This window comes from Photorhabdus stackebrandtii (genome assembly GCF_011189495.1).
Classification (GTDB): domain Bacteria; phylum Pseudomonadota; class Gammaproteobacteria; order Enterobacterales; family Enterobacteriaceae; genus Photorhabdus; species Photorhabdus khanii.
On the sequence record NZ_PUJV01000033.1, the window covers coordinates 1 to 23,499 of the forward strand.

Annotated in this window: 31 protein-coding genes and 1 pseudogene; 22 read left to right on the forward strand and 10 right to left on the reverse strand. The window is 40.7% G+C overall.

What is annotated here, in order from left to right; translation table 11 throughout:
• Positions 1-132 (reverse strand): transposase (locus tag C5470_RS22980; RefSeq protein WP_339917008.1); only part of this gene is annotated, 132 nt, incomplete at its 3' end.
• Between the two features lie 167 nt (positions 133-299).
• Here C5470_RS22980 and C5470_RS18870 point away from each other — a divergent pair.
• From C5470_RS18870 to C5470_RS18885, 4 genes are all read left to right on the forward strand, one after another.
• Entirely contained in the window at positions 300-491 is a 192-nt protein-coding gene (locus C5470_RS18870) for a hypothetical protein (protein ID WP_152963875.1), read from the forward strand.
• Between the two features lie 544 nt (positions 492-1,035).
• Positions 1,036-1,923, forward strand: coding sequence for a replication protein RepA (locus tag C5470_RS18875; protein WP_152963874.1), 888 nt, complete (start codon positions 1,036-1,038; stop codon positions 1,921-1,923).
• Positions 1,924-2,649: 726 nt separating this feature from the next.
• The gene (locus tag C5470_RS18880; protein ID WP_152963873.1) at positions 2,650-2,982 is read left to right on the forward strand and encodes a TrfB-related DNA-binding protein; all 333 of its coding nucleotides are present in this window, start codon (positions 2,650-2,652) and stop codon (positions 2,980-2,982) included.
• A 159-nt stretch (positions 2,983-3,141) separates the two neighbouring features.
• Positions 3,142-3,465, forward strand: coding sequence for an antirestriction protein ArdR (locus C5470_RS18885; RefSeq protein ID WP_152963872.1), 324 nt, complete (start codon positions 3,142-3,144; stop codon positions 3,463-3,465).
• 318 nt (positions 3,466-3,783) lie between these two features.
• On the opposite strand, the pseudogene C5470_RS18890 reads toward C5470_RS18885, so the two are convergent.
• The 3 genes and pseudogenes from C5470_RS18890 to C5470_RS18900 form a co-directional block, all read right to left on the reverse strand.
• Positions 3,784-4,668 (reverse strand): annotated as a pseudogene (locus C5470_RS18890) (IS982 family transposase).
• A 114-nt stretch (positions 4,669-4,782) separates the two neighbouring features.
• Positions 4,783-5,499: a tyrosine-type DNA invertase gene (locus tag C5470_RS18895; protein ID WP_152963871.1), complete on the reverse strand. Its 717-nt coding sequence runs from the start codon at positions 5,497-5,499 to the stop codon at positions 4,783-4,785.
• A 208-nt stretch (positions 5,500-5,707) separates the two neighbouring features.
• Complete coding sequence (locus C5470_RS18900) at positions 5,708-6,643, reverse strand: hypothetical protein (protein WP_152963870.1); 936 nt, start codon at positions 6,641-6,643, stop codon at positions 5,708-5,710.
• A 415-nt stretch (positions 6,644-7,058) separates the two neighbouring features.
• Here C5470_RS18900 and C5470_RS18905 point away from each other — a divergent pair, with 415 nt between their 5' ends.
• Entirely contained in the window at positions 7,059-7,364 is a 306-nt protein-coding gene (locus tag C5470_RS18905; protein ID WP_152963869.1) for a TrfB-related DNA-binding protein, read from the forward strand.
• Between the two features lie 849 nt (positions 7,365-8,213).
• Here the strand turns inward: C5470_RS18905 and C5470_RS18910 are convergent.
• A complete protein-coding gene (locus C5470_RS18910; protein WP_152963868.1) occupies positions 8,214-8,396 on the reverse strand; it encodes a hypothetical protein in 183 nt (60 codons plus the stop codon).
• A gap of 66 nt (positions 8,397-8,462) precedes the next feature.
• Positions 8,463-8,666, reverse strand: coding sequence for a hypothetical protein (locus tag C5470_RS18915; protein ID WP_162524243.1), 204 nt, complete (start codon positions 8,664-8,666; stop codon positions 8,463-8,465).
• A gap of 39 nt (positions 8,667-8,705) precedes the next feature.
• Between C5470_RS18915 and C5470_RS18920 the strand changes: the two genes are divergently transcribed.
• The 11 genes from C5470_RS18920 to C5470_RS18970 all read left to right on the forward strand — a co-directional run bounded on the left by C5470_RS18920 (position 8,706) and on the right by C5470_RS18970 (position 16,926).
• Positions 8,706-9,074, forward strand: a complete 369-nt coding sequence (locus tag C5470_RS18920) for a hypothetical protein (RefSeq protein ID WP_152963852.1) — start codon at positions 8,706-8,708, stop codon at positions 9,072-9,074.
• Positions 9,075-9,402: 328 nt separating this feature from the next.
• A complete protein-coding gene (locus C5470_RS18925; protein WP_146748307.1) occupies positions 9,403-9,885 on the forward strand; it encodes a hypothetical protein in 483 nt (160 codons plus the stop codon).
• Complete coding sequence (locus C5470_RS18930) at positions 9,866-10,048, forward strand: hypothetical protein (protein ID WP_112878178.1); 183 nt, start codon at positions 9,866-9,868, stop codon at positions 10,046-10,048. Before C5470_RS18925 ends, C5470_RS18930 begins: the two co-directional genes overlap by 20 nt.
• A gap of 825 nt (positions 10,049-10,873) precedes the next feature.
• The gene (locus C5470_RS18935; protein WP_152963867.1) at positions 10,874-11,035 is read left to right on the forward strand and encodes a hypothetical protein; all 162 of its coding nucleotides are present in this window, start codon (positions 10,874-10,876) and stop codon (positions 11,033-11,035) included.
• A 116-nt stretch (positions 11,036-11,151) separates the two neighbouring features.
• Complete coding sequence (locus tag C5470_RS18940) at positions 11,152-11,829, forward strand: hypothetical protein (RefSeq protein WP_166291247.1); 678 nt, start codon at positions 11,152-11,154, stop codon at positions 11,827-11,829.
• A 221-nt stretch (positions 11,830-12,050) separates the two neighbouring features.
• Entirely contained in the window at positions 12,051-12,494 is a 444-nt protein-coding gene (locus tag C5470_RS18945) for a hypothetical protein (RefSeq protein WP_152963865.1), read from the forward strand.
• A gap of 588 nt (positions 12,495-13,082) precedes the next feature.
• A complete protein-coding gene (stbA, locus tag C5470_RS18950) occupies positions 13,083-13,463 on the forward strand; it encodes a plasmid stabilization protein StbA (protein WP_152963864.1) in 381 nt (126 codons plus the stop codon).
• An 8-nt stretch (positions 13,464-13,471) separates the two neighbouring features.
• Positions 13,472-14,188 (forward strand): StbB family protein, encoded by a 717-nt coding sequence (gene stbB, locus C5470_RS18955; RefSeq protein ID WP_152963863.1) that lies wholly within the window; start codon positions 13,472-13,474, stop codon positions 14,186-14,188.
• 1 nt (position 14,189) lies between these two features.
• Positions 14,190-14,525: a plasmid stabilization protein StbC gene (stbC, locus tag C5470_RS18960; RefSeq protein ID WP_152963862.1), complete on the forward strand. Its 336-nt coding sequence runs from the start codon at positions 14,190-14,192 to the stop codon at positions 14,523-14,525.
• A gap of 1,023 nt (positions 14,526-15,548) precedes the next feature.
• Entirely contained in the window at positions 15,549-16,385 is an 837-nt protein-coding gene (locus C5470_RS18965) for a DUF4942 domain-containing protein (protein WP_152963861.1), read from the forward strand.
• Between the two features lie 157 nt (positions 16,386-16,542).
• Positions 16,543-16,926, forward strand: a complete 384-nt coding sequence (locus C5470_RS18970) for a hypothetical protein (RefSeq protein ID WP_166291249.1) — start codon at positions 16,543-16,545, stop codon at positions 16,924-16,926.
• A 206-nt stretch (positions 16,927-17,132) separates the two neighbouring features.
• Here C5470_RS18970 and C5470_RS18975 read toward each other — a convergent pair whose 3' ends face one another.
• The gene (locus C5470_RS18975; RefSeq protein WP_152963859.1) at positions 17,133-17,300 is read right to left on the reverse strand and encodes a hypothetical protein; all 168 of its coding nucleotides are present in this window, start codon (positions 17,298-17,300) and stop codon (positions 17,133-17,135) included.
• A 576-nt stretch (positions 17,301-17,876) separates the two neighbouring features.
• Between C5470_RS18975 and ssb the strand changes: the two genes are divergently transcribed.
• From ssb to C5470_RS18995, 4 genes are all read left to right on the forward strand, one after another.
• A complete protein-coding gene (gene ssb / locus C5470_RS18980) occupies positions 17,877-18,392 on the forward strand; it encodes a single-stranded DNA-binding protein (protein ID WP_152963858.1) in 516 nt (171 codons plus the stop codon).
• Between the two features lie 94 nt (positions 18,393-18,486).
• Positions 18,487-20,472 carry a ParB/RepB/Spo0J family partition protein gene (locus C5470_RS18985; RefSeq protein WP_152963857.1) on the forward strand — a complete coding sequence of 662 codons (1,986 nt, stop codon included), beginning with the start codon at positions 18,487-18,489 and terminating at the stop codon, positions 20,470-20,472.
• A gap of 1 nt (position 20,473) precedes the next feature.
• Positions 20,474-20,680 (forward strand): conjugation system SOS inhibitor PsiB family protein, encoded by a 207-nt coding sequence (locus tag C5470_RS18990; RefSeq protein WP_152963856.1) that lies wholly within the window; start codon positions 20,474-20,476, stop codon positions 20,678-20,680.
• An 83-nt stretch (positions 20,681-20,763) separates the two neighbouring features.
• Positions 20,764-21,042, forward strand: coding sequence for a plasmid SOS inhibition protein A (locus tag C5470_RS18995; RefSeq protein WP_152963854.1), 279 nt, complete (start codon positions 20,764-20,766; stop codon positions 21,040-21,042).
• Positions 21,043-21,202: 160 nt separating this feature from the next.
• Here C5470_RS18995 and C5470_RS22985 read toward each other — a convergent pair whose 3' ends face one another.
• From C5470_RS22985 to C5470_RS19010, 3 genes are all read right to left on the reverse strand, one after another.
• Entirely contained in the window at positions 21,203-21,436 is a 234-nt protein-coding gene (locus tag C5470_RS22985; RefSeq protein WP_242688136.1) for a hypothetical protein, read from the reverse strand.
• 89 nt (positions 21,437-21,525) lie between these two features.
• On the reverse strand, positions 21,526-21,795 hold the full coding sequence (locus C5470_RS19005; RefSeq protein ID WP_152963853.1) for a hypothetical protein: 270 nt from the start codon (positions 21,793-21,795) through the stop codon (positions 21,526-21,528).
• 66 nt (positions 21,796-21,861) lie between these two features.
• Complete coding sequence (locus C5470_RS19010; RefSeq protein WP_162524243.1) at positions 21,862-22,065, reverse strand: hypothetical protein; 204 nt, start codon at positions 22,063-22,065, stop codon at positions 21,862-21,864.
• Between the two features lie 39 nt (positions 22,066-22,104).
• Between C5470_RS19010 and C5470_RS19015 the strand changes: the two genes are divergently transcribed.
• Together C5470_RS19015 and C5470_RS19020 are read left to right on the forward strand one after the other, a co-directional pair.
• The gene (locus C5470_RS19015) at positions 22,105-22,473 is read left to right on the forward strand and encodes a hypothetical protein (protein WP_152963852.1); all 369 of its coding nucleotides are present in this window, start codon (positions 22,105-22,107) and stop codon (positions 22,471-22,473) included.
• Between the two features lie 157 nt (positions 22,474-22,630).
• Positions 22,631-22,978, forward strand: coding sequence for a hypothetical protein (locus tag C5470_RS19020; RefSeq protein WP_152963851.1), 348 nt, complete (start codon positions 22,631-22,633; stop codon positions 22,976-22,978).
• Positions 22,979-23,499 lie beyond the last annotated feature (521 nt).

A 23,499-nucleotide genomic window follows, 5' to 3' on the forward strand; every position in this document is an offset into this window, starting at 1 on the left:
TAACACCCAGAACATCCCATTCATCACACGGCGGTGTTCAACATGTGGACGTCCTGCTCGCTTTGAATGTACAGGGGGCAAACAAGGTTCTATCAATATCCAGGCGTCATCAGGAATGTCGTAGCGGGCCATCATCTTTTTCCAGTATTAAACTAATTAGATGATAATACTATCAACTTACATTAAGGGACACAGCCTAGTTCATTGGTCTGAATCAAAAATTTTTTCGGTTAAAGAAGTTATATTCCCATTTGCCATTTTTGAACAAATGGCAAATAAAGCAGCCATCATTAGTAAAGATGGGTTATGATAAAACAGAAATCACCGTTAGATTTGAGAGTGGTGAGAAATATACTTGTCGTATTGACTTGGCTGTTAATGATGAAAAGGGTTTTCGCGATCATTGTATGAAAATGATTGATTTTTTTGCTGATTTTCCTGAAAAAGAGCCGTGTTTAAATTTTATACGTCGTATCAAATGGCCGGAATAAATAAAAATTAGTATTATAGATATCCCATACAAGTGGTGGGGTATCCATATATTATTACCTATAATACAACACCGAGCAGATATCACAGGTTTATCAGGATCAAAGCACCCGTAGCACTAATGAATTTTCATTTGCAGTCTATGAGCGTTCTGATGGCGGATATAAAATTATCGCCAAAGTTTATCGGCTGTATAAGAATGGCACTAAACAAGTGGTTTTTAAACAGAAATGGGAAGTGGTTACAAAACAGCAATTTCACAAGCTGAACTACAAAGGTTGCCAACGTTTAGCGAAGATTTTTTTAGAATCACAATTTTTCGATAATTAATCACCTGGCATCCAAGATTCAATCTTCACTACTTCATTAGCGTTTTCCAAATTTACTATATTCTTGTTGGCAATTTCTAAAACTTAGGATTAGCATCACTGGTTCAAACTATTTTATTATATATACTCTCGTATTAGCTGATTTATTGCATCAGTAGGAATTTTACGAATTTCAATTCAACACATTATCACAGTAGCCAAATCAGAGCATGGGACTATGATCAAAAAAGAAAATGACAAGCCGTTAACCAAGCGGCAAAAGAAGACCATTGATGCGGCTACGTTTATTCGTCAGAAACCGCCTCAGAGTGAAGATATGGTCTTTACACACTCGATACTCTGCCAGGTAGGTTTACCCCGTTCTAAAGTCGCTGGCCGCGAGTTTATGCGTCGTTCTGGTGATGCCTGGCTTGTAGTTCAGGCTGGATGGCTCGATGAAGGTAATGGTCCCGTAGAGCAACTATTACCATATGGGGCCATGCCCCGTCTTACAATGGCGTGGCTTTCATCGTATGCCTTGCGTAACAAGACACGAGAGATCGCCATAGGACACAGTGCAAACGAGTTCCTTCGCTTGATGGGAATGGACTCGCAGGGCGCACGTCACAGAACGTTGCGTACACAAATGCATGCGTTGGCCGCTTGCCGTTTACAGTTGGGTTTCAAGGGACGCACGTACAACGGCCAGCCCGTAGAACAATTTGATGCTTGGCTCAGAAATGAAGACACAAAGCAACTAACGTTCTGGCCCGGTGTACTAACGTTATCGGAGGGCTATTTCAAAGGACTTATTGAGAGTGCCGTTCCTCTGGATAATAGAGCATTGCACGTACTGAAAGGTTCTGCGCTTGCACTGGATATTTACGCGTGGTTAGCACATCGGTTACATCGAATTGAAGGGCGGCCGGTGTTACTTTACTGGACAAAGCTACGTGATCAGTTTGCGCAGGAATATAACGGTAAAAATGCTGATAAGGATTTCAAAAGAGCCTTCATGTCAGCATTGAAGCAAGTGCTAGTCGTCTACCCCAAAGCAAAAGTAGAGCCAGTTAAAGGCGGGCTTTTACTTTATGCTTCCCCTCCCCCTATTCCGTTTAAATCCTGACTAAAGGCCCATTGGGTCTTTTTATACCGGTTGAATAATTTATTTAAAGCTGTGCTTGTTGCAGTTTCGGCAGCAATTTCGTGAGAATAAAAAGATGATATTGTTGTTACTACAAAGGAGTGGAGCCTCTACTTCACATCCAGAATTATATGGTTAGCAGCAGTGATATTTTTAAGTAGATAACTCTGTCAAAAACTTGTAGATACAAGAAGTTATCCACGATAGATCACCCCCCCTAAACTGCGTTAAATTACCCCCCTTATCCACGATAGATCACCCCCCTAACTACGTTAAATCACCCCCCTTTATTCACGATAGATCACCCCCCCCCTAAACCTGTAAGGTAATTCCTATATGTTTTGCTTGTAAATCTTACCTATAAGTAAAAACCTATAATTAGCTACTAAAAAATGTGGATAACGGGTGTAAGTGCAATATGATAGGTCCGTAAATATTCCGCTTCCTCGACCAGACAGACTCGCCGAGGGCTCCCTAATCTGGTCTTGCGGCGAGCGGTGACTATTCTTTTTCAAGGGCAATCTATTTAAATATACTGATCAGTAATTGGACTCCTTCGCTGATTACCCCCAATAGGCCCCATTACTACCATAGTTGGCTTTCCCTGCTCAAAAATATCAACGCGTAAATATAATATTTACTCAGATTGACCGTAAGCGGCCTGCGTTATATCATTTGGGTAAATTAGCAATATAACAAGGATAAGAAATGGCTCAAAAAAATAGAATGACACAAGATGAGTGGAACCGACTTCTGCCAGCAATGCAGACATTCACCCATCTCACCACGGAAATCGGCCATTCCGTATTGGTTAAAGGAGAAAGGCGGAAAGATGTTGCCGAACGTGTTGGCCGGACTAAGCAAAACGTTGGAAATACAGTTAAACGTATTTGGGAATTATATCAGAGCATCACATTGGATACCGAAGACGGCAAGCTCCATTTTGTGAACGGATGGGTTTCCGAGGAACTGGCACTCAAAGTGCAGGCTGAAGCGGCAAAGTACAACATCAACCAACCTAAAATCGACGCACTTAAATAATTATTCAACAAATTCAGGTAGATATTTTATTTACTTGATTACCAACTGCTTTGATAAACTAGTATCTGCAATGATATTGGGATTATGTTCACATGTTACCACTGGATGCACAGAACCAGATTTTCGGAACGATAGATTAATATAATAGAAAGAATTTATATGTTTAACTATAAGATTGAAGACGCGGCCAGATATGGCCGTCAGGTTTATCACCACTTTCGAAAAAAAGGGAACCACCGATGGGATACGTGTGTTTTTCTTGATAGCTGCGGGCGCTATTCTGCGGTGTTCCGACACTCATATAGTAAAAAAGTGGATGACGTGAAGAAAACCTTTATCGAGGGTGAATTCGTGGTTTCGGCCAGTGACGCCGCCAGTTTTTACAAAGCAGATTTCCCGGTGCTGGAAGATACACATACTTTGAAGCAATCTGATTTTTTCAGGATGCTGGCGTACACGGACGCAGGCGACGATTTGGCCTAATCTGTTAGGTTACGATATGCGAAAAATTACATCTGTCAGTATGGGTGAACAGCTTGACGGGTTTGTATAACGTATGGTCGAGAGTGGACGCTACGATTCGGTCAGTGAAGTTATGACACTGTGATCACTACAATTAGGAAATTTAATGATACCTTTTTCAGGATTAACAATAGATAGGACATTTCTTCTATGAGATTGGGCTTTTTTTATTTATATTTAATCTTTTATGGACGAAAAAACGGGATTAATTTTTAATTAATCCCGTTATCGTTTGGCACTATTAATTACTAGTTTGGTTAATTGTTTTCATATCTAACCTCAGCTTCGTTTAAAAATAGCGATATCACAATCCCGTAAATTCAAGCTCGGTTTTTTAGGTTGGAATGTATAAGCAATTAGGCCAGCGACGATTTCCAATAAAAAACCGAGCTGACTGCGGTGTCTTGAATGCTCTATCTGAGAAATATTTTTAAGCTGATCTATGACCGTTTCTATCAAAAATCGCTTTCTTAACATCAGCTTATCCCAGAGAGATAATTCTTTTGCCTTCATGTTATGGCGGACATGAGTGATTAACGTTATTCCTTCTGCTTCCAGTTCATCGCACAAAGCCTGCGACAAATACCCTTTATCGCCATATAAACATCCGGTTAACCCTTGTACCAGCGCTTTGACGGGATGGCGATCATCCTTATTTCCTGAGGTCAACTTCACTGCCAGAAGTTCACCACAATCATTGATAACCAGATGAAGTTTAAAGCCATAAAACTAGCCGGTACTGGTTTTCCCTCGCGGTGCGACGCCCTGAAATACGCGATGACGGGGAATACGGAGATTGTGGCAAACGGCAATTTTGGTTGAATCAATAAAAGCGATCCCTTGGGTTTGGGCCTTGCGTGACGAAAGAAAAGCACAGAGAGGAATGAGCGCCCTTTGCTTCAAGGTTAACATCCGGGTGTAGCTGACCAACCGGGGAAAATCGGCCTGAAGATAGTGTTTAATATGCTGAATATAAAACGTTTTAAAATCACGATAATGGCTCATGTGGAATAAAATGAGTATCGTCATGACTTCACTGAGAGAAAGGGAAGCGTCGCGGCGACGTTTGAGCAAACCATTTTCAATTAACTGTTGATGCCAGAGAGGAATAAATTTTTGGCAAAAGTCATCGACGCAGCAGTAAAGTTCTTCTAAATTAAACATGCCTGAGGATCTCCACAATTTTGTTTTCTTTGACAAAAACTTTGATCGTGCCTCAGGCACTTAGTTCCCTTCTTAAGCAAACCTCAGGTTATCTAGCAATTGGATATAGCCTAATTAGTCTGTCCTATCACTTTGTGATAAAGTGGATCTGATATCTAATTGAATAGAATCAACGTCTATTCCACTGACCTCCATTTTCTCCATGAGAATTTCGTCCTCTAAAATGGCTCCAGATATATTTTTACCGAAATGTGTAACTGGTTGCCGATTTCGGATGCTTTTCCAAATTCCTTGGAAACGTTCTGAATTACTGGCTGTATATCGCACAGTATGCCGAATGTTACAGTGTCCAAGATAATCTTGTATTAGACGGGTATCTATTCCTCTGTTTGCAAGAGAAAAACCGCAGGCATGGCGCAACATGTGCGGATGCGAGCGAACAGAAATATTAGCTAATTGCCCTAATTGATTGATTATTTGATAAATACGTTGACGAGTAAGTGGTTTCCCGTATCGTGATAAAAATAACCAGTTACTTTCTTCTGCTCCCTTTAATTTTTTACGTACTTGGAGCCACGCTTTGATCGCATGAATTTCGTAGCCTAGTAGAGGATGATTAGTACTAAACCCGCATTTCAAGCGCTGGATGTAAAGAGTTTTTCCTCCTAGATCCAGATCAGATAACCGTAAATGACTGGCTTCGCTAACACGTAAGCCATGTACAAAACTCATATATACTAGACAATAATCGCGCTCTGAATTTGGACTTTTTTTTGCCATTTCCAGTATTCTCTCTACTTCAAATTGTGTTAAATGTTTTCTTTGGCCCATTATGTGAGTTTCTCCAATACCCCGCCAGTTAATTTCGGCGGGGGGAATATAGTTGCTATACAGAGTAACCGTGTACTCGTTCTAACGTGTGTAGAAGCATGCATAGTTGATTACCAGTCATAGCTGGAATTCGAACTGATTTGCGCTTTGAATGACGTTTTATTAGGTACCGGCTGAATGCAATTAATTCATATTGAGTCATAATTAATTACGCTTCAATTTGTAAAAGCCATTCATTCAACACCTGTTCAGCTTTAGTTATATCAATGTAACTCGGCACTTCTATATAGAAACGGCCTTGAGAATCTTTGATAAAAATTTCTCCACCAATTGTTTCGATGTGTAATCCTTTATAATCAGCTCCTATTCCCATTGGAGCATTCCAATATTGTTTTGAGCAGTGTTTTCTAATTTTTGCCACATAATATTCAGGGGCACCTGCTAGGCTTTTTTTACTGATGCTCGTTGTTTGCAATATTTTTCCAATAATAGATTTGTTAGTTTTTTTTCCGATAATATATGCTAATTTAGCAACCATACTTTTATCAGATTTGCTTATAATATCTTGTTTCGTTACGTCGCGTAGTGACGGTAGAATACCGTATTTCAATAAGCAATATGTTTGTCCAATTGTATCTTTTTCATTGAGGCTGGTTGCAACATCGTACATGTCACTGATTTTTTCAACTAATTTATCTTCGGCATCAGATTGAATTTTTCTGATAATCTCATCTGGGTTAATGCCTTGTAGTGTGTAATCAGATTCGCTGTCTGTTATAATAGCTTTTTTAGTAATAACACCGCAGCAAATTTTGTTAATATCTTTACAGTTATCTACATCTGCACAGTTTTTATATGTGTTTATATCTTTGTATGCGGCTGCCAATGCGTTGGTATATGATGTATAGGTATTAAATCCAGCTTTAGGGCTGAATGAAAAATATCCACTTGCTTCACCAAATTCAATCAACGCATAATATTTAGATATCATCGTAGAAAATTGCTCTTCTATTGTAATGAGTTGTTCTTGCATTTCTTCAACATAATCTGCGGTTTTACATAAAGTCTCCGTTGTACTTTCATCAAGATTGGCTTTGGCAAGCTTACAGAAATTGACAAATAACTCTTTGTTTTTTGCATTCATTGTTTTACTCCTTCACATTTTTATACTCAGAGCGGTTGCCGCCGCTTTCTGAGCTTGTATTAAGTAGTCCTAATGTTCAATGAGTTAAGTATATTGAAGCATATTATTATGTCAATAAAAATTAGACTTTTGTTTTACATTTTTATTGTCATTATTGGTTGTTGCTATGCAGAATGCATCATTTGAGTGTTAAAAAGAGCGAATATGATTTATATTAAAGCGGCTTTGTTTTGCTAATTCACAATGTTGCTAATGTAAAATAGAAACCCGCGCGTTGCCGCGCGCGGGTTTCGCTTCTATATCTAGCTAGAAGTTCTCAAAATACCTTTCATAGTGTGATCATTAGTGAATTAATGGTTTACGTTGTTAATTTGACAAAATGATAATATAATTTGGAGTATTTCAGAGGGTGAAAGTGAGAATTAAACGTATTTCGCAGGCAGACTGGAAGCGTTCATCTCAAGCGTTGAAAAGTTGTAGCTTACTAACGCTTGAGATTGCTTATGCTGTTTTAGTTGAGGGGAAAAAAGTCATTCAGGTATCAGAAGAGCGCAACGTAACTCGGCAAAACACTTATGCGGCTGTGAAGCGTGTAACAAATATTCTAAATAAACAAAATAAGGGATTACAATTAGTTAGTGTTTGGGTACCGCCAGATACCGCAGAGGAGATATATAAAATGGCTGAACCTTATATGAATGAAAAAGAAAAGAATAGATGATATCTAAGTATCTATTCGTCGAAAGATACCTAATTTCTGCCAGTCATTACGCTAGACCTTGTAAGGGGTCCGACTATCATCGTTTTTGAAAGCTCATATACGTCGATTAACATTGTTTTATGTCAGTGCCATATTCTGGGAATGTGGCTTTAAATTACGTAAACTAGGTTTTATAACTGTTAGTGCCGACGGCTCCCAATCTTGTTTTGAAAATTATGGCCAAAACAGGTCACGGAACCAATCAGCGATTACCTGTGTCATCAGCAATAAATTCTATTGATCGTCAGCAGTCCTGCAACTATGACAAATATCTTGTGCGTGTGTCTCAAACGGATACATTTCTTCGAAACGCACAGTGCACCTTGCCTTATATTACTCTCGTTCGAGATGAAGTAATTTTGATGTAATAGTGTCATACATATGACGTAATCACTAAAACATGGAGTAATAGTGGTGTAATTGTGTTGTATTTCTAAGCTTGTTTTGTTGTAAGAGTGATGTAATTATGATGTATTAAAGGTGATAGTCCTTCGTAACAGGCTGAAAGCATAAAGATCCGTGTGCTGCTGATGAATACGTTCAAGGCATAGATAGCAAAACGGGAATTTACCCAGGATAAAGTTGCTAGAGTGTTGGGATTAATCAGTTCCGTATTTCAGTGCTTGTCAGTGGGAAAATGCAGCTTTTCAATGTGGATAAGATGATTGCGGTGATGGTTCATGCAGGCGTGTATATTCGGAATATCGAAATAAGCGAGTCGGAAGTTGCTTAACATCCGTACATCCGTAGTTTAAATCTGGTCATTTGAGTATTCCCTTTTTGAATAACTGGCTTTCTTCGTTTTTGATACTAGAGAATGGGTAACATTGTGGAGGAAAAAAGGATATCTGGGCACTCTTCGGCTCCCCGCCCTTGACGGTCGGGTCGTCGCCTGCACTCCACCTGGCCTGCGCAGTCGCGCAGGCCAGCTTCCGCAGAGCCACGCCAGCGTGTCTCTGTCCATTCGGATAGCAAGCGATGCCTAAAGGTCAACCCCTTAGCGCTTGCAGCGGCTAAAGCCGCGCCGCTTTCACTGCCCCGCAGACAAGCTGCCGGGCGCTAAGGTCGCCACGTCGTTCCGACATGGCGGGTGTGTTCATTCTCTTGACCATTGGGTGACTTATCTCTCGGTGAGTTCTCACGCGGAGGGCTGTGTGTAGCACCATCCCTGTTCAGAATACAAGGGTAAATGGCACGCCTTCGGCGCCCTTGTTTTCTGAACAGGTCTGTTGCTCCTGCGCCCATTGCCGCGAAAGAACTCACCGAGAGATGGATTAACCACCAAAAAAGAGGACAAGTAGAATGAACACACAAAACGTCAAAACCGCCGCTCATGAATCTACCGAAAGATGTGGAAAAACCACGTACATGCGTACAGATGGATTTGTAACTAATATTTACTCCCGTCATCCTTACGATGTGATCCGCGCAGATGTTGTGATTGAACGTATGGAAAAGACGGCTAACCGTAGCTGTGGCTGCTATTACGAGATCTATGCATCTCGCTTGATGAATAGCGCAATGGATTATCTGCTCAAGCTTCCCCTGAAAGACCGCCCGACTTTTATCGGTGCAGCCAGCCGGCGCGGGATCATGCTCACATTGGCAGAAGAAGAAAGCTGTCACCGCGCTCGCAGAGAACTAGAGGCCGAGCTGGCTGCCGATTACTGATATTCTGACGTACTGACACTTTTATATCCTCTGCCATGACACGCCCTTATCAATGCTAACGTATGCGTACATTAGCATTGATGCATAAACTGAACAAGGTAGGCCATGCGCTAAACATACAATAATTTCCGATCTCCAAGCTGACCCCTTATTGAATTGGTTGGTGAAATATTATTTTTGTTAATATAATATAGAACTCAATCGTATACATAGAATGATGTCTGTATTTTATGGTATTATAATTTCGTTATGAGGTAATTAAAAATTTTATTTTTAATAAATTTCAGATGAGATATCAATATATTTTGTTTTTATCAGAGATAACATCGTGGAAATAAGTTTGAGTTTGTTAGGGAAAAATGGAAGTTCATCAAGTAGATATATGGTTTCGGTTGATAAATCTTTGGGCCTTAAATGTGATTATATCGTTGAATTCAGAACAAGCCCTGAAATTATCGATTATTTATCTGATTACTACTCTGACCCGCAAGAATTAAATAATTTGTATATGGTTGATTTTTTCGATTTAGCCGCATTGACTGATACAAGCAGTAAAGGTCAATTCCATCACTATACAGACATGAAATATACACCGGACGAGTTGGAAACATTTTTTATCGATGGCATTGCTGCTGTTATTATTGACTTTGTGGAAATGACAGGTGCAAAAATTATATTCAGCGCGCCAGTCGATGAAGTGTTGGCAAGATATTACAACAGGTTGTTGAGAAAGTACGCACATACTGTAAACTATGTTTATCGAGAAGATATCAAAGATGAGGTTGGTTTCTATGTCATTGAAACAGTTTGAACGAATCAGGATAGGAATAAATTTTGATAAATCAGATGCTTATGAAAGAAATTTGAGGATACATGAGCAATGGGAAGCTGAACTGAAACAAGAAATAAAAGCTACCGGCTCTTTAGGAATGCCAGTGCGAGTTGTTCAACGGAGATTAAGCACAAGGGAATGATAGGCATGGCATTTTGTCACTTGTGTAACATCTCTTCTGGCAGCACTAAACTACACAATAAACCCTGGCATAAAGCCGGGTTTGTTGTGGTAGTTAAATTAATTAAAAAAATTAATATTTCCAATTTGTCTGGTGAACTTACGGAAAAAGACGTCAAAAAAGCCTTATAGAGAATTAGCCTTAAAATATCATCCTGACCGTAATCCAATTGGTTTGGAGTGGAAATATTAAGTAATTCTTATTAATTTTTGATGGAAAATATTGATAAAATAAATGAATATCAATCATATGATCCAAAATATCATTATATTTATTGCTCATATAGCAAGGAACTAGAAGAGGTTTTAAGAAGAGGTTTTAAATAGTCTTAATGGCTTGCTTTTTGAAGTATTAGGCAATTGGATTTAGATCATTGGTAACACTAAATGGCACAAAGAAATATTGAACGAACTCATCTGTTACTGATCCTTAAAGAGGAAGTATTCGTATTACTGCCCAGAAGAATAAAACAGATGATTTAACAGAAAACTGTTATCAATAGATGAAATTAGAGAGAAATACGGATCAAGTAAGACGATGAAATTAAATAATCGTTTGTCATTTTTTTAACATCGATTGGAAAATTAATCAATTAGAATATTCTGATTATAGAATAAGAGGGTTTAGTAAAATGAAAACTTTAAAGTCTGCTGCAATACAATTTCTTGCTGATATTCAAGTTAACCGATGCCTGAAACTTTCATATTATGATGCTGTGAAAGGTCTTAGCAATTATGGACGTTCTGCTATGTACTGAGCGATAGCAGAGCAACGGCTGGTTATTTGATGGATCTAATTTCTAGTCTTCTGGAATATGTTGTAATCCTTCACATTGAAGAAGGGAATGATGTACGTACTGTATTTAAGGCTAACCATCAGGATAAAGCACTGGCGCTGTTTCATTCTTATATTTTCAGCGGAAAGAAAGCATCAATAACTGCTGAATGAGCAACACGCTAATCTATTATTCTAGATTCTTGAAATAGATGTTTTTGGCATTTTGGGAATAATTATTTTAATGATTGTTATATATCTGTATTGATTTATCATATTGGGTATATATAATGGGTAATATAGAAAAACGGAAGGCCGTTTTTCTTCATCTAGGCAAGGCCAGACTCAAAGGAGTGTATAGTATGTTCAATAGTGAAATTATTCGTAAAGTAGAAATTCTGAAAACTAATCCTGCCTTGGCAGAGTTTATTGATGATATTTCTCTTGAAAAGACAGCTAATGCTTTTAATAATCTTTCTTTTGATCCAGAAAGTCGAGGATTATGGTGTCAATTAGATTATGCTTGGCGTTTATGCGATCAGAAAAATCTAATATTAAAACGCATTGAAACAGCTCAGCAAAGAGGTGAAATAGTTGCTGAAGATTGGGAACTACAATTTGACAATTGGTTTAAATCGTTTCGTAATCGTATGAAAACCTCATTTGAAAGCTATATGTCAACGATGAGTAGTTGCGCTAATCCGGTGATAACAGGATCGGCTAACTTCCCTGTTGAGCGTATGCGTAGAAAAGGCCGTATTGCCGAGGACAAGTACACTCAGATTGATGAATATGCTAGAAAGGCACCAGAGCGTTTTTTGAGAAGAATTATTCCATTTGGTGATGGTACAAATATTTTATCAAATGCTCCGAATGCATTCGAGTTACTGATAACAGAAATTGCTCAATTGGAGAATAGTCACACAAAAATGGTTGGTGCCAATAAAATTATCCGCAAGACTTTATGACTTTGAACGCTCATATAACATTTGATCGGGTAGTAAAATCGGCACTTGAAAAGAAAAATTACCGAAGATGTAAGTGGTGGAAAGATCAGTAAATGTATATCCAGTGCATGTCACCTGATAAATCATCAGAAGAAGGCTAGGTTCATAAGAGAATATCGTGCAAAATAATCCATTCGTAGGCCGCTTGTTCAGTGGCATTAGTTGGATTAAAGAGGGATAAAATGACTAACACGCCTTTTTCTATGCTATCTTGTGCTTTTCGTGCTCGGCTAGTTAAAACATGGATAATGTCCTCTGGCTTAAGTGCTGTTACAGGGGCAGAACTCATTCATAAGGTTGCACTAGAAAACGGGTTTATTCGGCGGGAAAAGCCAGTTCCTGGTTCTGCATTGGCCGAGTGGTCTAAAAAACAATCTACTCCTTTATGGGCTGCTCTTGCCGCGTTAATGTTACTACTAGAAAAAGGGTGGTTTCCGCTGAATAACGAAGAATGGGCTGGTTTTGCTTCTCTTTTCATTAAAATGCAAAAATCAAAGAATTTAGACGAATTGCTTGATACATTGCCAGAGAAGTTTGATAAACCAATTGCAGCCGGTTGGATTAGTGCTGCTATCGAAGAAGATGAATGTTATAAAATAATAAAAAGTAAAAGGATAGCAATGTGACTTTCCGAGATTTGGAAAAAATCATTACAGCTTGTAAAAGTGATGCTTTTACATTCATTTCATTCTTGTTAGATTCATTTAATAGCGGCTAGGGTTGCGTAGATATCGATACTATAATTGCAGAAACTGGGCTTAATAATGCGAATATTTCATCTGTGACAAATTGACTAAAAAGCACGGAGGATTGACTATTAAAATTGTTATTTCCTGCTTCTGATTATTAGTTCACTTTTGTATCAGAAAATCAGGTCTTGCAGGTGTTTATAATCTTGGGTAAATTGCCGTTTTTCTATTCATGCCTTGAGCGTATTCATCAGCAGCGCACGGATCTTCATTATTTTTGTCCTGTTCCGTCGTATTGCAGGTTAAAGGTAAATTAATCGAAAAGTATACACTCGTCCGCCCTTCATGCTTGCATGCATGAAGGGCTATCGCCTTGAATACATCATAATTACATCATTTTTACGACAAAATAATCTTGACAATACAACACAATTACACCATTATTACGCCATGTTTTAGTGATTGTGTTATATATACGTCACTATTGCGTCAAAATTACTTCATTTTGAGCGAGAGTAATATAATATGAAGCCCAAAAGCATCAGGGCAGCAATTCAAATGATGTTGCCCGAAGTGGAAGAAATGTTGTCTCTGGGAGTATCGAGAGAGGACGTATTCAAAGCTGTTTCAGATCGGTTTGGCCTCGAAAACGTCAATGTCAGAAGTTTCGATACTGCGCTATACCGGGCGAGACAAAATAGGCTGAAGCTTGGTAACGCATCATCTAGATTGCACAATACAGATGAAGTGATAACCAGCCCAAGAAATCGTGTATTGTACAAAGCACAAGAGGATGTACAAAAGGAGGAAGAAAACGCCAACAATAATCCAGGTATTATTGGGAAAGAGTTTTTCGATGAAATTAACGATTTGTTTGATCCAACAAAATATGTAGATAAGTACTGAGGTAATAAATGAAAGTAGTGGTAATTAATTACAGTGGCAGCGTAGGGAAAACTTTATTATCAACCTATCTTTTTGCCCCTCGTATGAAAGATGCGAAGTTTTTCGCTATTGAAACTATTAACCAGTCGGCGTCGGATTTAGGTATTGAGAATGTAACCAGTTTCAAAGGAGATGATTTTTCCAAACTGATTGAAGATATGGTATTTGAAGATGCCGCAATTATCGATATTGGAGCATCTAACGTAGAACCTTTTTTAATGGCTATGTCCCGTTTTGATGGTGGCGCGAATGAGTTTGATTTGTACTTCATTCCTGTTACTCCCGAAGACAAAGCTATTAAAGAAAGTATTAAAACAGCGCATACTTTACGTAAAGCTGGTGTGGACAATAAAAAAATTATTTTTGTACCAAACCGCGTTGTACTCGGTGATGATGTGGATGAAGTATTACGCCCTGTTTTTAATTTCGTGAAAGAAACGAGAATTGGTAGTATCAATAAAAACTCTGTAATCTACGATAGTGATGTTTACGAATATTTGGCGCATCATAAGATTTCGTTTGAAACTCTGACGGCTGAAGATGCAGAAGAATTTAAAGCAAGAGCCAAACAATCGACCGATGCTGATGAACGCCGTAAAATGGCCCGCCGTTATACTTATATGAAGCAGGCCATTCCGGTTAAAAACAATCTGGATAAAACATACAGCCTGTTAATCGGAGAGTGATATGGATAAGCAGCCCGATAAATTAGACGTGTTGATGGGATGGTTTTTAGGGGATGCGAAGGAAATCAACGAAGTGCAAGAGGCCATGCTAAAAAAACAAGCCGAGTTACTTCAACACCTCGAAGAATTGAACGGAAATCTGGTTTCTGCGGCAGAAGAAGTCAGACGTGACATGAAAGAAGAAAGTAAGGCGCGGGCTGAGTTTTTGTCCCGGTGGCAAGCAGCTCAGCGAACCAGCGCCAGTAACATCATCAACCGCGTTGTGATAGTGACGGCTGTTTGTTCTGTGGTTGGTGCGGCCATCGTGTTTGCACTGACTGCCCTTATCCTGAAGTAAGTCACCAGATGCCGGGCGATGCCCGGCTTTTTTTGAACAACAAAACGTGACTGTCATGGTGAAATATATGGACAAAAAGAATATATTCGGTAGTTAACTTGGGAATGGTGAGCATGCAGCCGAGAATCTCGGTTAATAAATCAAATCGCGCAAAACACTTGTCCGGTCTGCCATATCAATATTGCAATTTTATTTTGCATTTCATCAAATTTATTGATGAATTCCATTATATCATGTTTCACAACGTTTATCATTACTTCCGTTAGTATAGTGCTCCTTTCTGCGCAACAATTATATTCAAATGAAGTTAAAAAACTGATCACTGACTCATTGGCTACTAAGTAAAGCCAATAGCTAATACATATATATTAGCTATTGGCCGTTCTTGATCTTGCCCTTTTCTGATTTAGAGTTGATACCTTTGGGAAAGGGAGGCCAGCTACGGCAGTAACAGGCCTCCTGAGGGTAATCAGCGAAGGAATGCCGATTACTAATGAGTATATCTAAATAGATTACTTATGAAAAAGAATAATCACTACTCCTGGATTTTAATATGATTTTTTCACAGAAAAATCACTGGTTATCGCAGCTACCCGGTCATTATCCCCAGTTAGCTTGTCAATTTTGCTTACTCCCAATAAGGGAAACCATGAGATTCCCCGGCGTAACCATCAATCCAAATGATTTTTTATAAAGATCATAAATTTATTATATACCTACATTGATATATAATTGTAATTTGTTGTATAATAAAGAAATAGAGATGGAAGGCCATCTTTTATTACAGGCGAAATGCCAGACTCAAAGGAGCTACACTTGAAAACAACTACTAATACACAAAATCAAAAACTATACCTCGCATATGGAATTTGGAATTTTATATATTTGATATTCTAAAATTAGAATAAATAAATTGTTAAATATATTCTGCTAATTGTTTGTTTTAGCATTAGTGTTACATAATAAATCCTTACTCATTCATGACAGATAATAGAGTAGGGTTAATATAAAAAGGCTTTTATTATGAAAAGATCTGTTAAATTTCCATCTGAACAAGTGAATTATGTGGACCGTAAAGAAGAAATTATATTATCTGTTTCTATTGAGAAAATTATTTCTTATCGTGACCATATATTGAAGTTAATTGATCAAGCAATTGATATATTAAATCAATCTCAGTCGTTATCACTTGAAATAGGTGGTGGGAAATTATCTGATTGGGAAATAAGATTTGGCGGATATGGTAAAGAGGATATCTTAAAAAGAATTACGAAAATAAATGATCGCATTATTTGGAGTAGCTTAATGTATAAGTCGGGCATGTTTAGCTTGATGGATGAGCAGGCTAGAGACGATTGGGAAAGAAATTTGGATCAAGGAGATTTTCCTGAGATAACAATGGAAAATATTGAAGCGTCGTTTGAACAATTGAGTCGAGAAAAAAATGAGATTTTTGAGCGAGGAGTTATAAATATTTTTAAAAAATTGTCATGGGACTATAAAACTAATATTCCATGTAAATTTGGAAAAAAGATTATTATAAGTAACTTAGTTGAATATAATAATTCTTGGGGCTTTAGTATATGTTCGTCTGGTAGTAATAAATTAGACGATCTTGAGAGAATATTTAATATTCTTGACGGCATAAATTTTAAAGATCATCGAAATAGCATTGGGATATTATTTTATGATCACTTACGAAATTCGAAAGAAGCAACTGAGTACAAAGGTGATTATTTTAATATTCGTTATTTTAAGAAAGGAACTGGTCATATATTATTTAACAGATTAGATTTGTTGGAAAAGTTAAACGATATTATTGTACGCCATTATCCAAACGCATTGCCTGAACGAGTTTAATAATTAGAATAAAATTAAGATGACGAAGATTAATCTGCGATTAAAAATAATAATAAAAATTCTGTTAGGTTGTATTTCTCATTTTAGATTTGATCAATTAATTCAAGGTAATAGGCATAATAATTGTATTCCTGTCAGACGTGAGAATAGGTAGAAAATGGACGAAGAAATTACATTAACAGCTATATATCTAGCAGTAGCTGCAAAAGAAAATTGGGAAAGCTTTATTAAAATTATACGTACAGAACAAATAGGAGGAGAGATAGATTTAATGTCTATGTTAATCAATCATGCTAAAGCTGTTGACGCCGTAGCTAATATGCTCAATGAAAAAGGCTATGACTTTCCCGGATGCTGGCTTTATGATGTTGTTGAAAATTTTGGGTCGTTATTAGTGACTGAAAATATATTGTTGTTGAAAGAGCAGGCAGCTAGAAAATTAGCAGATATACTGATAAAGTGGCTTCCTGTAGCAATATCTGAGTATGCTTGTTTTACTGAAGAGGTAAAAGGATCTTATCTTGCAGCATGTAAGTTATAATGGGTAGGGGTAAATAAGACGTTTATGCTAGGTTAAAAATACTTTGGAGAATATGGGTTTGTCGTTGCTCTCAGGCTAGTAATTTAAAATAAATTTGTTTAGTATTAAATAATAAAATTAGAGAAGTAAAAATCCTGATTACCAATTCAGGATTTTTATTATTACTATATGTAATATTTGGTTAGAATTAGTTTGTGGACTGTTTATTATTTTTTACTAATGTTTTCCAGTTGTTTTTTCATCTTCACAGTAGCATCTTTGATGATTTTAAAAAAACTATCTTGAAGAGCTATTGTATAGCCGTAAGTAGATAGATCTTTTTTCGCCAGAGCAATTAAAAGCGTTCCGCTTTTTAGTTGCTTTTGATTGTTCAATTATCTGGGGCCCCTTTCGGCTCCCCGCCCGCAAGCGGTCGGGTCGTCGCCTGCACTCCACCTGGCCTGCGCGACTGCGCAGGCCAGCTTCCGCAGAGCCCCGCGAGCGTGTCTCTGTCCATTCGGATAGCAAGCGATGCCTAAAGGTCAACCCCTTAGCGCTTGCAGCGGCTAAAGCCGCGCCGCTTTCACTGCCCCGCAGACAAGCTGCCGGGCGTTATTGGGCAACGACGATTCGCAGCCGCTTGTCGTCGTTGCAGTGGTATCCGACTCATCACTATTGGGTGTCTTTTCCCGTTAAGCTTCTTTCGCCTGGGCTGAAGAAAACACAGCCACTGTCGTCAGTCCAGGGTGAAATGCACACCCCCAAAACTTTTTGCAAGCAAAAACTTTCGTGTGTGCCCCGGACAGCCTCCTTCATCTGTGTTTTTGTCGCCCTTGCGGCGAAGGAACTCAACGGGAGATGTGAAACACCAAGCGAAAACGAAGCCGGATACCAAAAAACGTCAACACCGCGGCTCCAGAATCTAACAGAAGATATGGGCTAAAAGACCAACTGTATTAGGGGGATACATCATGGCAGAGCGTGGAGTAAACAAAGTTATTTTAGTAGGTAATCTTGGTCAAGATCTTAAAGTTCGTTATATACCGAACGGTGGCGCCGTCACCAATATTGCGCTGGCTACGTCCAAAATGTGGCGCGACAAACAATCTGGTGAACAAAAAGAAAAAATAGAATGGCATCGCGTTGTGTTATTCGGAAAGCTGGCCGAAGTAGCAGGGAAATATCTACGTAAGGGCGATAAGGTCTACGTCGAAGGCCAGTTGCAAACCCGCAAATGGCAGGATAATAACGGTATAGATCGTTATGCCACTGAAATTATAGTGAATGCGAAAGGCACTATGCAGATGTTGAGTGGGGGTAATCAGAACAGTCGCCAGTTAAGTGGAGAGACTCCTACCCCTCAGCCGACACAGCAACTGGTTTCCACAAAGCCGGAAACAAAAAAGAAAGGTAAAGGCCGGAAAGCGAAAACGACTACCGCGTCACGACAGTTTCAAACGGGTACGGTACCCACCGATGGATTTTGACAACTAGCTCTAGGATTGACCTAAGAGAATTTTAAAAGTGCCGGACGTCGGAACCGTCCGGCAGACATTCATCAAAACGAAAGAGGTATTAATAATGTCAGAGACAAATGTTAAAGCATCCACCAAAGCGAGTAAAGCAGCTAAAAAATCCTCCCGTAAATCGCCCGATGTAGCTCAGTCGTTGGTTATGGTACTGGAACAGGCGATAGTTGAGCTTGTTCCTTATTCCCATTTGTCTGATACCGATCAGAATGTGCGTTTTATCCCCTATTCACAGGAGAGTGTGGAAGAGCTGGCTACCAGTATCGCGGCTGTTGGTATCTTGCAAAATCTGGTTGTAGTTGAGATGCCAGATGGTTCATTGGGTGTCGCCGCTGGCGGTCGCCGTAAGGCAGCGTTGGCGTTACTTATTGAACGAGGTGTCATTCAACGTGATCAGCTTATTGTACCTGTCAAAAAAATTCCCGCCGACCTTGCCGTTGCAGCTTCTATGACCGAGAACGGGCAGCGTAAGGATATGCACCCTGCGGAGCAAATCGTTGGTTTTCGTTCAATGGCGAGTGAAGGGAAAATTCCCGCACAGATTGGTGATTTACTTGGCTACAGCCCCCGTCATGTACAGCGCATGTTGAAACTTGCTAGCCTCGCGCCAGCCATTCTGGATATGTTGGCAAAGGATGAAATTACCACTGAGCACTGTCATGTACTGGCATTGGAGAACGATCAGGAACGCCAGTTACAGGTGTTGGAGGCTGCGCGTCAGCAAAGCTACAACGGCAGAATTTCTGTTTATGACATTCGTCGCATTATTACTGCTAGTGAAGTGCTGATCAGCAATAACAGCAAATTTAAATTTGTTGGTGCAGGCGCTTTTACTGATGGAGAGATCCGCCGTGATTTGTTTAGTGAAAACGAGGATGGTTATGTCGATACAGTCCTGCTTGACAGCCGTGTCATGAGTAAACTTGAGCAATTAGCCATAGAAATAGAAGAGGCAGAGGGTTGGTCATGGAGTTTGGCACGTATGGAACGTGTCAAAAACTGGGGGGAAGATGGCCTGAAATATGTGTTCCTACCTGAACCCGCCACGGAATACACGCCGGATGAACAGATCCGCCGTGATAAACTAATGGCATCACTCGATGCACTAGATTCATTCTGTGATGAAGCAGAAGTGTTGGAAGCGCAGATCAACGATATCGAACAGACAGTAATTAATCGTGCATGGGCTGATGAACAAAAAAACCATGCTGGCATTGTTGTGTCATATCACAATGGCTGTCTTTGCGTTCAGCGCGGAGTGTTACTGAAAGAAGATGAAGTTCAGGACAAAGACAACTCAAACGGGAAAGGTAACATTCCGGCAAATGTCATTACACCCCCGAAAAACGCGGTTGATGATATCAACTTACCGTTACTCAAAGCCATGTCTTCTGAGCGCACATTGGCGGTACAGGCAGCGCTTGCACAGCAAACGCAGACTGCTGTGGCTTTACTGGCATGGACGCTTTGTATAGCGGTGTTTGGGGGACATTCAATGTTCAAAAATCCTCTGCAAGTACGTTTGAACACGTCACATAGAGGGCTTTGCGAGAGTGCGCCGACTGGAGAAAATGGACAAGCGTACACCGCTTTAATGGAACAGAAAGAGCACATCAAAGCCCTGCTACCCGAAGGTTGGAAGAAAGATTTCACATGGTTGCTGGCATGGCCTATTGAGCGCGTTCATAGCTTGATGGGTTTTTGCGTAGCCTGTGGCATCGATGGCGTTCAAAACCGTGAGTGTGGCCGAACACAGTTAAGCCCACTTGATGAGTTGGAAACCATAATGGGTTTCCATCTGCGCGATTGGTGGCAACCGACCAAAGATAATTTTTTTGGCAGACTCAGTAAAGCACAGATCTGTGAGGCGTTAACCGAAGCCGGACTGACCGGAGCCGCCAGTGATGCAGAAAAAATGAAGAAAGGCGACGCCGCCAAATTTGCGGAAAAATATATGACGAATAACCGTTGGGTACCTGAATGGATGAAAACTGAAACAATAGAAACGCACTTAGTCAGTAATGATATTGCAGATTAATATGGAGACACCGCCTGAAAGGGCGGTGGTTAGTACAATGACTTTGATTGAAACTTTATCGAGTGCTGCACAGTTAGACGTGATGACTGCTAATGTGCTGGAACAGTACAGTGAACGCGGTCAGGATTACCGGCATGCATTGTTATGTTTAATTTTGAAATGTTTCAAGGTTTCTGAAGGATGGATGGTTCAGGAGAAGGTATCATGATCCCGAACCATCTTTCTTTAGTGCCGGTGAATCCGTTTCAGTATGCCGCTATGCAGGCCATTATTACCGTTGAAGATAAGTGAGTGCGCGGTAAGAAACAGGGGTGCCATCCTTATGCGCGTGCGTTTTTCCGTCATTTTTGTGGAAGCAAAGGCGGCATTTCATCAGCAGATTTGTGTCGAGCAGTGTTCAACTACAGTCCGAGAAATCGGGATGGTGCGCCAAAGGAGCAGTATATTGAGGCATTGAACAGACTCATTGAAAACCGTGGTGAGGTGTGTAGTTTCCCGCTGTCTAGCTGCACTGTTGATGACTATTTCCCCGAAGTTAAATATCGTCAGAATGAGCGGCAGAATCGGTAGTGGGATATCAGGTTTTCACGCAATAACAAAATTGGGAGAAAGATCGCCAGCAAAAATGCCGGCGTTATCAGAAGAAGGTTGGACAAGCTGAAATTGAATTGGCCTTTACTACGCCCAGTGAGTTGTTAGCTTGGTACAAGCGACAGGAGCAGCAGGGTAGCTATGACGACGATTTGAACGGTATGTTCAGGTGTGGAGCCAGCGATTCACTAACCTGCGTAGTGAGGCGTTTTATGCCGGACATCCACTGTGGTCGATTATGGATAATATGCGTGGAGAACAGGCGGGGCGCTCTGTCATTGAATAGTGGCTGAAAGCTCAAGCATGCCAGTGCAATCTCATTCGCAGGATTATGAAAGTCGTGCCTTTGTTTGCCGATGAACTGATTACCCATGAGTTGGCTGCATGTCCTGACTATTTCAAAGGTAAATGAGCTAAAAGCTGCCGTGGCTTCCCCACGGAGACTTTAATGCTCATCATGACTCATTCTCTGTATTGATGTTGGCAGTATTTGATCATTCCGACTGGATTAACTATGACCAGATGGAGTGTTGCTCTTTGTTGTTCTGCTGTGGTTTCTTTTTTCCGATAGCACTTCTTTGACCGAACGGTGGCCCCTTCGGCTCCCCGCCCTTGACGGTCGGGTCGTCGCCTGCACTCCACCTGGCCTGCGCAGTCGCGCAGGCCAGCTTCCGCAGAGCCACGCCAGCGTGTCTCTGTCCATTCGGATAGCAAGCGATGCCTAAAGGTCAACCCCTTAGCGCTTGCAGCGGCTAAAGCCGCGCCGCTTTCACTGCCCCGCAGACAAGCTGCCGGGCGCTAAGGTCGCCACGTCGTTCCGACATGGCGGGTGTGTTCATTCTCTTGACCATTGGGTGACTTATCTCTCGGTGAGTTCTCACGCGGAGGGCTGTGTGTAGCACCATCCCTGTTCAGAATACAAGGGTAAATGGCACGCCTTCGGCGCCCTTGTTTTCTGAACAGGTCTGTTGCTCCTGCGCCCATTGCCGCGAAAGAACTCACCGAGAGATGGATTAACCACCAAAAAAGAGGACAAGTAGAATGAACACACAAAACGTCAAAACCGCCGCTCATGAATCTACCGAAAGATGTGGAAAAACCACGTACATGCGTACAGATGGATTTGTAACTAATATTTACTCCCGTCATCCTTACGATGTGATCCGCGCAGATGTTGTGATTGAACGTATGGAAAAGACGGCTAACCGTAGCTGTGGCTGCTATTACGAGATCTATGCATCTCGCTTGATGAATAGCGCAATGGATTATCTGCTCAAGCTTCCCCTGAAAGACCGCCCGACTTTTATCGGTGCAGCCAGCCGGCGCGGGATCATGCTCACATTGGCAGAAGAAGAAAGCTGTCACCGCGCTCGCAGAGAACTAGAGGCCGAGCTGGCTGCCGATTACTGATATATCACAGCGGGGATGACCCACTATCAATATTAAACAGTGAGCGCACAAAAAGATCTTATTAAGTCACAGGAACAATCCCTCATAAAGAAATTGCAACTAACGCTGAAAGATCGCCAGTTAAAAACAGAGCAAAAGACATAACGGGAGAATCATCATGTATCAAGCATTACACGACAATAATGAACATTTGGGAAGGAATGTGAGTGATAAGGTCGCTTACTGGCAATCTCTAGAACAGAGCGTCAAAACAGCACCGGAAGAAATTACCCTGATGCGTTTTATAGATCAATTGGGCGTTATGTACCCGCTCGACTGGCAAGGCAATACATACAGCGAAACATTCAAACTGGCAGAAATGTATTGCGGCAATGTAACGAACATCTACGCTAAAGTTGGAGAACGTTATTTTACATTCCGTGATGTTGTAATGTTAAGTCACGACGAAATCATCAACCGTATTAAAAAGGAGGTATTCGACAAAGAAGAAATAGCCAAGAAATAAAAAGGACAGGGTTTTCCCTGTCTTCTCATGCCGGTTTGCCCCTGAGGAAGTCAGACCGGCTCAATAAAATCACCTAGGGCCTAAGCCATGAAACATATTGATGTGCCAATCATTACACTATCCGTGATGTATGTAAAGCAATTGGTTGCGCAAAACGAACAATCGAAGAAAATAACGTTTACAGTGCCCGTTAGGGCGTTTTTTATGCTCGATCACTGTATATGAATTGCACAGCGGTAACGGGTTTCCCTTCCGCGTCGTTGCCCCCGTAGCTCGCTAACGCTCACACGCGCAGTACAGCGCCCCGCCACGCTGTAGCGGACGGCGTTCCCTCGCATGGCTCGGCGCTAACTGCGTCCCCCCGGAGGGGCAAATCAGCGGTGGTGCGGCCTGTTAGTCAGCCGGGCTTTGCAGGGAGGGGGGAGGTTCTGGTGTTTCCTTTTGGGGGAGCAATTCCGGCGATTGTCGGGCGGTGTTCCGGTTGAGATCGGCGTTGTCGCCTTCCATGCCCTGACGGGCAT

Bases quoted from the DNA above. Each gene is read 5' to 3' on its own strand.
- C5470_RS18870 (WP_152963875.1), top strand. From the start codon at position 300: ATGGGTTATGATAAAACAGAAATCACCGTTAGATTTGAGAGTGGTGAG.
- C5470_RS18875 (WP_152963874.1), top strand. From the start codon at position 1,036: ATGATCAAAAAAGAAAATGACAAGCCGTTAACCAAGCGGCAAAAGAAG.
- C5470_RS18880 (WP_152963873.1), top strand. From the start codon at position 2,650: ATGGCTCAAAAAAATAGAATGACACAAGATGAGTGGAACCGACTTCTG.
- C5470_RS18885 (WP_152963872.1), top strand. From the start codon at position 3,142: ATGTTTAACTATAAGATTGAAGACGCGGCCAGATATGGCCGTCAGGTT.
- C5470_RS18895 (WP_152963871.1), bottom strand. From the start codon at position 5,499: ATGGGCCAAAGAAAACATTTAACACAATTTGAAGTAGAGAGAATACTG.
- C5470_RS18900 (WP_152963870.1), bottom strand. From the start codon at position 6,643: ATGAATGCAAAAAACAAAGAGTTATTTGTCAATTTCTGTAAGCTTGCC.
- C5470_RS18920 (WP_152963852.1), top strand. From the start codon at position 8,706: ATGAACACACAAAACGTCAAAACCGCCGCTCATGAATCTACCGAAAGA.
- C5470_RS18930 (WP_112878178.1), top strand. From the start codon at position 9,866: ATGTCATTGAAACAGTTTGAACGAATCAGGATAGGAATAAATTTTGAT.
- C5470_RS18935 (WP_152963867.1), top strand. From the start codon at position 10,874: ATGGATCTAATTTCTAGTCTTCTGGAATATGTTGTAATCCTTCACATT.
- C5470_RS18940 (WP_166291247.1), top strand. From the start codon at position 11,152: ATGGGTAATATAGAAAAACGGAAGGCCGTTTTTCTTCATCTAGGCAAG.
- C5470_RS18945 (WP_152963865.1), top strand. From the start codon at position 12,051: ATGACTAACACGCCTTTTTCTATGCTATCTTGTGCTTTTCGTGCTCGG.
- stbA (WP_152963864.1), top strand. From the start codon at position 13,083: ATGAAGCCCAAAAGCATCAGGGCAGCAATTCAAATGATGTTGCCCGAA.
- stbB (WP_152963863.1), top strand. From the start codon at position 13,472: ATGAAAGTAGTGGTAATTAATTACAGTGGCAGCGTAGGGAAAACTTTA.
- stbC (WP_152963862.1), top strand. From the start codon at position 14,190: ATGGATAAGCAGCCCGATAAATTAGACGTGTTGATGGGATGGTTTTTA.
- C5470_RS18965 (WP_152963861.1), top strand. From the start codon at position 15,549: ATGAAAAGATCTGTTAAATTTCCATCTGAACAAGTGAATTATGTGGAC.
- C5470_RS18970 (WP_166291249.1), top strand. From the start codon at position 16,543: ATGGACGAAGAAATTACATTAACAGCTATATATCTAGCAGTAGCTGCA.
- ssb (WP_152963858.1), top strand. From the start codon at position 17,877: ATGGCAGAGCGTGGAGTAAACAAAGTTATTTTAGTAGGTAATCTTGGT.
- C5470_RS18985 (WP_152963857.1), top strand. From the start codon at position 18,487: ATGTCAGAGACAAATGTTAAAGCATCCACCAAAGCGAGTAAAGCAGCT.
- C5470_RS18990 (WP_152963856.1), top strand. From the start codon at position 20,474: ATGGAGACACCGCCTGAAAGGGCGGTGGTTAGTACAATGACTTTGATT.
- C5470_RS22985 (WP_242688136.1), bottom strand. From the start codon at position 21,436: ATGGGTAATCAGTTCATCGGCAAACAAAGGCACGACTTTCATAATCCT.
- C5470_RS19015 (WP_152963852.1), top strand. From the start codon at position 22,105: ATGAACACACAAAACGTCAAAACCGCCGCTCATGAATCTACCGAAAGA.
- C5470_RS19020 (WP_152963851.1), top strand. From the start codon at position 22,631: ATGTATCAAGCATTACACGACAATAATGAACATTTGGGAAGGAATGTG.